Raw genomic sequence first — 8,796 nt, 5'->3', positions numbered from 1 at the left:
TTCTACGACACCAGGATGGGGATGAGCAGAGCCACACAGGCGATCAGGCTCCACAGCGCGGGGGCCGCGCTCAGCGTCTGCTCGCGACGTGCCGCCGCCCGGGCTGCGGCCGCCTCACTGCGCGTCAGGTGCCATGGGCCGACCCGCTCCTCCAGCCGCTGGTACAGCAGGCCGAGCACGGCGCCGTAGGCGAGGTGGCCGACCAGAGAGGGAAAGGCCAAGGCGAGCCGGGCTCCGCTCCACCGGGGCTCGGCGCCGAGCAGGAGGGGGAGCAGCGTCAGGTTGCCCAGGACCCACCAGAGGAAGCCGTAGGACACACCCCAGCCGATCCCCGAGGCGGGGTCGAAGCTGCGGCGGCGGAAGAAGACCGCGTAGGTGACGCCGACGACCTGGGAGATCAGCAGGTGGATGACGAGGCCCACGACTGCGGACTCCGAGCCGACGAGGGCGGCGACGACCGGCAGGAATCCGACGGCGATCATGACACCGGTGAAGATCACGCCGCCTGCCAGCCCGGCGATGACGCCGTGCCAGATCGAGATCACCCGTCCACCGGCGAGGCGCCCCTCGAAGGCGTGTCGTACGTCGTCGGAGAACACCGCCCGCGACAGGCCGCCGAGCCAGCAGGTGAGCAGGGCCGTACCGGAACCGAGCAGCAGATAGCCGGGCAGCGACGCCACGGCGGCGCGCACCGCGGCCGGCGCCCAGTCGAGCCCGCGGGCATCGAGCAGCGGCGCGATCGTCACCGCCGCGAGCACCCACCACGCGAATCCGAAGGCGGCGCCGCGGACGAGGGCCGGTCCCGTGCCCTCGTCTCGGTCGCCGAAGACCACCGCGTAGGAAACGCCGACCAGTACGCCGACGATCAGCCCGTTCCAGCCGAGCCCGAGCACCAGGGCGGCGAGCAACCCGGCGGTCGACGCGCGCACCACCAGGCCCGGCCTGAACTGCCGCTCCCCGCCCCGCAGCAGTGCGAGTGCGGCAGCCGTGACCGCTCCGTAGGCCAGGTGACCGAGCAGACTGGGGATCAGCGCCTGCGCCGTCGCCACGTCCCAGGCCACCGGCCTGCCCAGCAGGACCGGCAGCAGCGTCAGCGGCCCGAGGAACCACCACAGCACGCCGTACACGAGTCCCCGGAACAACAGCTCGGCCTGGCCGGCCACGAGCACGCCGAAGACGCTCCCGATGATCGCCGCGATCAGCAGGTGGACAGCGAAACCCACGACGGGCACGTCGGTTCTGACGAGCGCCGCAACGGTGGGCAGGTAGCCGATCAGCGCCATCACCCCGCCGAAGACCAGCCCTCCCGCGAGGCCTGCGAGGGCTCCCGCCCCGGCACTACGGAATCCGGCGTCACGCATGGCGGTCATCCTTGGTGGAGAGGGCGATGTCCCTGGGGAAGACCAGGTCGAGGGTCCAGTCGGCGAGCACGCGCAGCCGTTTCTCCGCACTGGGCAGCTTGCTCAGGTAGATCGATCGCCACAGAACCCAGGCGAGGAAGCCGGAGACCTGCCGCCCGAGGATCTCGCCGGCCGCCGTGCGGTGCCCGAGCGACACCAGCACGCCGAGGCCGCCGAAGCGGAACGGGACGGGCGCGCGTCCGCCGAGGACCGCGGCGATGTTCCGCGCCGCCGCCCTGCCTTCGCGGATCGCGTGCTGCGCCGTCGGAGGGTAGACCCCGCCCGCCGGGTCGGGGATCCTCGCGCAGTCGCCCAGCGCCCACAGGCCCGGTACACCGGGGACCTGCATAGTGGCATCCACGGTGAGCGGCCGCTGCATGACCTGCTGCACCAGCGGGTTCGGCCGGTTGCCCGCCGTCCAGGCCAGGGTGCGCGTAGGCATGGTCTCGCCGGAGTCGAGCCTGATGTCCTCGGCACTGGCCCCGGCCACGCGCGCACCGAGCCGGAACTCGATGCCGCGACTGCCGAGTTTGCGCTGCGCGTACAGGCCGAGCCGCGGCGAAAGCTCCGGCAGCAGCCGCTCCCCCGCGTGCACGATCACGAACCTGGGCCGCGCCCCGTGCAGCCGCGGATAGAGGTGGAGCACGTCGTGCACCAGGTCGAAGAGCTCCGCGACGAGTTCCGTCCCGGCGAACCCGCCGCCTGCCACCACGAACGTCAACAGTCTGGCCTGTTCGGCCGGGTCGGGTTCCAGGTCGGCCCGCTCCAGCGCGCCGAGCACCTGGTCGCGCAACCGGGTGGCGTCCTCGACGGACTTCAGCGGGAAGGCGTGCTCGCCCACTCCCGGCAGGTCGAAGAAGTGCGGTACCGCGCCGACCGCCAGGACCAGGTGGTCGTACGGGACACGGAGCATCCCGTCCTTGCCCGCGGAGACGTACGCGTTCCGTGTCTTCGTGTCGATCGAGGCCACACGCCCGTGCAGGAAGGACGCGTGGTCGAGCCCGGCACGTGCCGGGGCGCTCACGTGCCTGGCCTCCACGGTGCTCGAGGCGACGCCGACGAGCAGCGGGGTGAACAGCAGGGAGTTCGAGTCGCCTATCAGCGTCACATGCGCGTCGAGCCCGCGAGCGACCTGGCGGTCCAGTTCACGCGCGGCACCAACCCCGCCGAAGCCACCACCGACGATCACCACGTGGGGTTTGGCCCGCTGCGGTGCCGGCCGGGGCGGGCGCCAGGCTGAAAGGGCGTGGAAGGCGAGCCCGGCCACTGTGCCGAGCAGAGCGGCGCCGACGAGGTCGGGGAAGCGCGACACCGCCAGCGAGATCGTCCATGACGGAGTCTGTCCCGCCAGCGCGGGAGCGAGGGTGAGTGTCCAGGCCACCCAGTCGAGCAGGCCGACGAGCAGACCGACGGAGAACGCCGAACCGCTGCTCTGCCTGTGGTCACCGAAGAGGAGACCCAGTACGGCTCCGAGTACCACGACGTGCGCGGCCCACGGGATCCACGGCGGATTCGTCACGACGGCGACGATCGCGCCACCGGGCAGTCCGGCGATGATGCCGAACAAGAGTCTTCTGAACAGAGTCATGCATGTCAGAGCAGACACGCCGTGCGAGCGTTACACGCCCCTGGGGCGCGAAGAGCGCCGGGGAGGGGGGATCACTGCCGCTGCCAGTCCCTGAACGCGGTGAGCAGTTGGGCTCTGGCGGCCGGAGAGACGCCGTCCGGGGTCAGTTCGCCCGTTGTGGCGATGGTCTGCCGGAACTGATCGAGGTAGCTCTCGCACCCGTCGCACTGCGCCAGGTGGTCGACGAAGCGCCGCTCGTCGCCCTCGGGCAGGGCGCCCTCCAGGAACTCGGTCACCAGTTCAACGAAGTCAACGCAGTCCACGGTCGTTCCCTCCCACCGCGACGTCATGTGCACCGGACAAGTAGTCCTCCAGCTTACGGCGCAGGATGGCCCGGGCCCGATGGAGGAGCACGCGCTGGTTTCCGGGCGTGATGTCCAGCAGGGAACAGACCTCCTCCGAGCCGTATCCCTCGACGTCGCGCAGTGTGACCACCGTGCGTAGTCGGGGCGGGAGTTCGTCGAGCGCCCGTGCGATCAACTCGCGCACTTCGCCCCGCAGCACGTGGTCCTCGGGAACATGCTGGTGGCGCGGTTCCTGCCCGACAACCCAGTGCCCGGGGTACTGCTCGTCGGGGCCGCGGAACCGTGAGGCGTCCACCGTGGGCCCTTCTTCCTCCGGCAACAGGCTGGCGAAGGGAACGGTCCTGCTCTCCTTCGTACCGCGCGCCTTGGCCGTGTTGACCAGGATCCGGTACACCCATGTCTTCAGGGACGAACGGCCTTCGAAGTCTCTGATCCCCCTGATGACCGCCAGCCATGTGTCCTGGACGGCTTCCTCCGCGGACGCCTTGGTCGACACGAACGACATGGCCAGCCGGACCATGCCACCCGACCAGGTGTCCAGCACCAGGGCGAACGTCTGCTCGTCGCCGTCACGCAGCCGCTGGACCAGGACCTCGTCCGGCGGCAGTTCGCGCACGCCCTCCATTCGCTTCTCCCCTTATTACCGGCCGTCAACTGGGAGGGTCAGCTTAGGGCAGCTCGGTGAACCGGAACGCCGCCGACGCCTTCGTTCACCTCACGGTAAGAACCTTCAGACCGAGGCGATCGGACTCTCGGTGGGTTCGTCAGCTTCGCCGCGCGGCACGGAAGGCACCACGCAGTTGGTCGCGCGCTCCAAGGGACAGGCTCGTACCGGGCAACTCCCGCGGCAGCTCGCCCAGGATCGTGATGGTCTGCCTGAACTGGTCGAGACTGGCCTCACAGCCCTCGCACCTCGCCAGGTGCGCGAGGCAGTCGAGCTCGGTCGGCTCGTCCATGGCGCCATCGAGAAAGCTGGTCACCAGCTCGACGAATTCATCGCAGTTCATGACACCTGCCTGATCTCGCGCACTGGACGGTCGCCCAGAGTACCCAAGGACGGGCGGAGGGAACGACCCGTGGGCCCACGATGACCCGGCCGCGCAACCGCTCCCTCCGGCTGAGGGAGACACCGCCGTCACCGCCAGCGCCCCGCCCCCGGCACGCGCGGCCACAGCCGCCGCAGGTCGCGGGCGGCCCACTCGGCCAGCACCGTCGGGTCGTTCGCGGTCCACTGGCGCGCCGTACCGAGCGCCTCAACGCCTTGGTCCTAGAGGTGCGTCGTCGGCCCGACTGGTCGACCTTCCGGAGCGAGCAGGCCTTCGGAACCCTCGCCGGCCGGCTGGCTGCCCTGGGCTTGATCGACCGCAGGCCGGGTGTCGACCGACGCATCGAGCACTACCTCACCCCCTCCGGCGAAGACGTCCTGAACGCAGGGCACCGGATCTCCGACGATGTCCTCACCTCGTGTTACTCGAACCTGTCCCCGGCCGACCGCACCACGCTCCTCGACCTGCTCCATCGCATCGACGGTGCGTGGCCGGAACGGCTTGGAAAGCTGTCGTGGTTGCCGATCACCGGCGTCGGCGACCGGCCCCCGGGGCCCTCCCGTCTCAGGTGCCAGTCGGCACACAGACCGGTTGGAGTGACCCAATCGGGGCAAAGGCACGCCCCGCGTTGGTCAATGGAGGGGACGGGACTGATGTAACGCTTCCTCGTCGGGCACCCTGGGGCGGACCAGGGGTTATGGAGGCGTCATGCCGGAACAGGATGGCTCGGAGGTACGCCTGCGCGCGATGGAAGAGGCTCTCGAGCGGATCGGGACGTCCTTCGACGAGCCGGCGACCTGGCAGGAGCTGGCGGGATTCGTGTTCCGGACCCTGTGCGACGCCGCGGCTGTGGATTTGATCGGCCACGGCGGCAGGACTGAACGTGTGGCCGTGGCCGGCGCGACGGACCTCCTGGAGAGCCTCGTCACCGAGGCCCTCCCCGCAGTCCGGGCTCTGGACGAGGGACATCCCCTACATGCGTATACCGGCGGTGGTACGGGAAGATCCGTGTACCTCGTCTCAGTGCCGCTGATCAGCCGAGGCGAGCTCTACGGCAGGCTCCTCGCGGTCCGGACACACGGTGACTTCACCGACCATGAGACAGCAACGCTGCACTTCGCAGCACGTCTCGCAGGCGTGCACATCGCACACGCGAGGCGCCTGGCGGCGACCGAGAAGATCGCACTCGACCTGCAACGCGCCCTGCTCGCCGAACCGGGCCGACCGCACCCGAATCTAGAGGTCGCCAGCCGCTACCTGCCCGTCGGACCCCGCGCCCTCGTCGGCGGCGACTGGTTCGAGACCGTGCGGCTGCACTTCGGCCGAACCCTGCTGGTGGTCGGGGACGTCATGGGCCACGGCCTGGAGGCCGCCGTCGACATGAACGCCTACCGCTCCCTCCTGCGCGACGTCGCCTCCACTGATCTCGCCCCCCACCGCGTGCTGCGCCAGCTCGACGCCTTGGCCGCGGCGGACGCCGACCGTCGCCCCGCGACCTGCCTCATCGTCCGTGTCGATCCCGCGCGCGGATCGGCCGTGTACGCCAGTGCCGGCCATCTGCCCCCCGCCGCCTTCACCGCCGACGGCCCGGGCGAACTGCTGAGGGTTCCCGTCGGCCCTCCGCTGGGCACCGGCATCGGCGGATACGAAGCCGTCGCCCTGCCGATCACGGCCGGTCAGACCATTCTGCTCTACACGGACGGTCTCGTAGAACGCCGCGGCGAGGACATCGACACCTCCCTGGGCCGGCTCGCGGCGCTCCGCATGGCCACCGGAGCAGGAGTCTCGGATGTCGTGGACGCGGTCTGCAACGGACTCGACGCACAGCACGCCGAAGACGACGTCGCCGTCCTCGCCGCCCGCCTCCGACCTCGGTCACCCCACGACCCCACCAGCGATGCCCCTCACACTGCCGGGCCTCCGTCATAGCGTCCGCGCAGCACCGGGCTGTGGACTTCCGGGACTTCCTCGACGACATCGACCGCCGGACCGATCCCGGCCTGGCGGTCCACGTCATCTGCGATAGCCTTCCCGCCCGCAAGGCACCGGCGTGTCGGCGGGCGGACGAACGTGACGTCGGTGCGGTCCTTGACCTGCTTGCGTCCAGCACGGCAGGGACGGACGGTCGGTCGTGCCCCATCCTCCGGCCCACGCCACCCCACGGCCCGGGACGCGGCGTAGTGGGGCTTCCTTCACCCGCCCGTGCATGAGAACCAGGCAGGCCCGACACGGCCGACTTCCTCGGGGCAACGGCTGGACGGTTCGGCAGCACCCGACCGGCATAGGCGGCCTGTTGGGGGCAGGCACTGGGGCCGGATCCCGCTCGGCACACCGGGGCCGACCCGTGGGCGGTCTCCGCGACCGCCGCGTGCGCGCTGGAGTGCTTCACTGGCGCCGACTCGGAGCGGGTGCCGAAGAAGGTGCCTGTACCGACCCGGCACATCGTGCTTTGCTCCCTCCCACGTGGAAGCCCACATGGAAGCAGCTCGGCATCATCTCCGGCGTGAACGCGGTACGCCGGAGGTGTGGCCGTGGCCGCTCACCAGTGTCAGGTGGAGATGTCTTCGAGGAGATCGCCGACCTCGGGATCCGGCAGTGCGCGAGCGACGTCTGCCTGGGAGACGATGCCCACCAGCACGTGGCCGTCGATGACGGGAAGACGACGCACCTTGTGCCGGCTCATAATGCGCAGGATCTCGTCAGCCGTGTCGTCGGCGCCGACCGTCACCACCTCTCCATGTACCAATTCCCCGGCTTTGACCTGAGCGGGGTCCTTCTGAGCTCCGAGGACCTTCACGACGATGTCGCGGTCGGTGAGCATTCCTTTGAGTTTTTCGTCGGCGCCGCAGACAGGAAGGGACCCGACGCCCAATTCCGTCATCCTCTCCGCCGCAACCTGCACGGATTCGTTGGCGCCGACACAGGTGACGTCCGGGGTCATGATCATGCGCGCGGTGATCACGCCAGGGTCGTCCTCCCGTCCATCCGGCCGAGGCGTGGCCTCGGTGCCAGTAGCTGTGCCGGCGGGTTCCGAGAGGACACCGCCGTCGTGCCGCAGGACGGCGTATCCAAGGCCGATGCCGGCGGCGACCGGCCAGGCCAGTACGTCGGCGGCTGCAAGTACTCCCAGGCCCAGGTAGAGCGGGAGGCCTTTCTTCGCCGGGAGTACCTGCCTGGCGGCGGCGACGGGCAGCATGGCGGCGTTCATTGCCTCGCTCGCCACCTTGCCGAGGGATGGCACGGTGAATGTGACCGTGCGCTGCTGGGGCGCGGAGGAGTCCGAGCCGGGTTGGGATGAGGCATTCATCGACTGGTCGTTCGGCATGCCGGCTGCAGTCGCGTGGGAGGTCACGGCAATCGCCTCGCTTGCTTCGATGAGACAGCTCCTCCTCTTCGTTTATCCGGTTTGAGGGTGTTTATAGCTGCCTTGGTCGGTGGCGGGGGTGCACGGTGTTCCCACGGACGCCATGGACGGCGGGGCCCGCAGGGAGGCCGGGCCGAGGTGATCGCCGCGACGAGAGTGCGCTGCGGCGCGGGCACGGGCCGGTGTGTTTCCGATAGGCCTATCTCGCGTGGCTCCTCCTTCCGGCGTCGATCAGACTGCCTGTGAAGGTTGATGCGTACACCGCTCTGATGCGAGGAGGACGGTCCATGCCGCCGGAGCCCGCCTCTCCGCCGTGGGCGCCGCCCTTCCTGCGCCCGATCCTCACGGAGGCCGCCTCCTGTGTGACCGCAGGCGCACGAGTTCTGCGGGAAGCGGCACAGAAGCTGCTCGATGGGCCTGGCCGGGATGTGACGTGGACGTCGGGGCGGTGCTACGTCGCTGTGTCCGGAGTGCACGGTGCTGGGGGCTGCGCCGTTGCAGGTCGGGTGCGCCGGGCCTTGGAAGATCATCCGGGAGTGTTGTGGGCGCGGGTGAACGCGCCCATGGAACGGGTGATCATCGCTGTCGCGTCGCCGGCTCCGCCGCAGAGCGAACTGGTCGCGCTGGTGAAGGCGGCCGAGGGCGAGCACACCGCCGATGCGCAGGCGTTCGACGCGTGGCAGCCCGAGCCGCATCACCCCGCCGAAGGTCCGCCGTACCCGGCTGTGCCGGCGCTGGTGGCGGACACCCTGGGACTTGCGCTGGTGACGCTTCGGCGGCTCGCTCCGTTCGGGCTGCCGCCGGAGATCGCCGCCGCCATCGACGCCGTTCGCTACCACCCGCGGCTTCGGCACCTGGTCGAGGACGCCGGAACCGATGAGCACTCCGACTCGCTGCTGCCGGTGGTCGGCGCCCTGGTGCAGGGCCTGGCGACCGGCGGCGGAGGGCTCGCCCTTGACGTGCTGCAGCGTCTGGCGGTGTGGCGGGAGGCGAACGCTGAGAACGCGGCATGGCGTGAGGGTGAATCCAGGCTGGTCCGCGGCCCCGATGAGGC

At 70.1% G+C, this 8,796-nt stretch carries 8 protein-coding genes and 1 pseudogene; 2 read left to right on the top strand and 7 right to left on the bottom strand.

The genetic code is table 11. The features are described 5' to 3' along the window. Positions 1–2: 2 nt before the first annotated feature. The 6 genes from ACWGIU_RS20605 to ACWGIU_RS20580 form a co-directional block, all read right to left on the bottom strand. On the bottom strand, positions 3–1,361 hold the full coding sequence (locus ACWGIU_RS20605; protein ID WP_453707800.1) for a hypothetical protein: 1,359 nt from the start codon (positions 1,359–1,361) through the stop codon (positions 3–5). After that, positions 1,354–2,988, bottom strand: coding sequence for an NAD(P)/FAD-dependent oxidoreductase (locus ACWGIU_RS20600; protein WP_453707798.1), 1,635 nt, complete (start codon positions 2,986–2,988; stop codon positions 1,354–1,356). The genes ACWGIU_RS20605 and ACWGIU_RS20600 overlap by 8 nt, the downstream gene beginning before the upstream one ends. A 71-nt stretch (positions 2,989–3,059) precedes the next feature. Further along, entirely contained in the window at positions 3,060–3,290 is a 231-nt protein-coding gene (locus ACWGIU_RS20595; RefSeq protein ID WP_362802332.1) for an anti-sigma factor family protein, read from the bottom strand. Beyond that, the gene (locus ACWGIU_RS20590; protein WP_453707796.1) at positions 3,277–3,957 is read right to left on the bottom strand and encodes an RNA polymerase sigma factor; all 681 of its coding nucleotides are present in this window, start codon (positions 3,955–3,957) and stop codon (positions 3,277–3,279) included. The genes ACWGIU_RS20595 and ACWGIU_RS20590 overlap by 14 nt, the downstream gene beginning before the upstream one ends. 139 nt (positions 3,958–4,096) lie before the next feature. Then, positions 4,097–4,339 (bottom strand): anti-sigma factor family protein, encoded by a 243-nt coding sequence (locus tag ACWGIU_RS20585; RefSeq protein WP_453707794.1) that lies wholly within the window; start codon positions 4,337–4,339, stop codon positions 4,097–4,099. 260 nt (positions 4,340–4,599) lie between these two features. After that, positions 4,600–4,851 (bottom strand): hypothetical protein, encoded by a 252-nt coding sequence (locus ACWGIU_RS20580; RefSeq protein WP_453707792.1) that lies wholly within the window; start codon positions 4,849–4,851, stop codon positions 4,600–4,602. Positions 4,852–5,086: 235 nt separating this feature from the next. Between ACWGIU_RS20580 and ACWGIU_RS20575 the strand changes: the two genes are divergently transcribed. Next, complete coding sequence (locus tag ACWGIU_RS20575; protein WP_453707790.1) at positions 5,087–6,307, top strand: PP2C family protein-serine/threonine phosphatase; 1,221 nt, start codon at positions 5,087–5,089, stop codon at positions 6,305–6,307. Between the two features lie 619 nt (positions 6,308–6,926). Here the strand turns inward: ACWGIU_RS20575 and ACWGIU_RS20570 are convergent. Continuing rightward, entirely contained in the window at positions 6,927–7,319 is a 393-nt protein-coding gene (locus ACWGIU_RS20570; protein ID WP_453707802.1) for a CBS domain-containing protein, read from the bottom strand. Positions 7,320–8,305: 986 nt separating this feature from the next. On the opposite strand from ACWGIU_RS20570, the pseudogene ACWGIU_RS20565 reads away from it, so the two are divergent. After that, positions 8,306–8,796: pseudogene (locus ACWGIU_RS20565) on the top strand (haloacid dehalogenase); the annotation flags it as partial.

The sequence above is a fragment of the Streptomyces sp. NPDC054840 genome (assembly GCF_053611065.1).
Note: the sequence above shows the minus strand (reverse complement) of the source record. Positions and strands in the feature narration are given on the sequence as shown.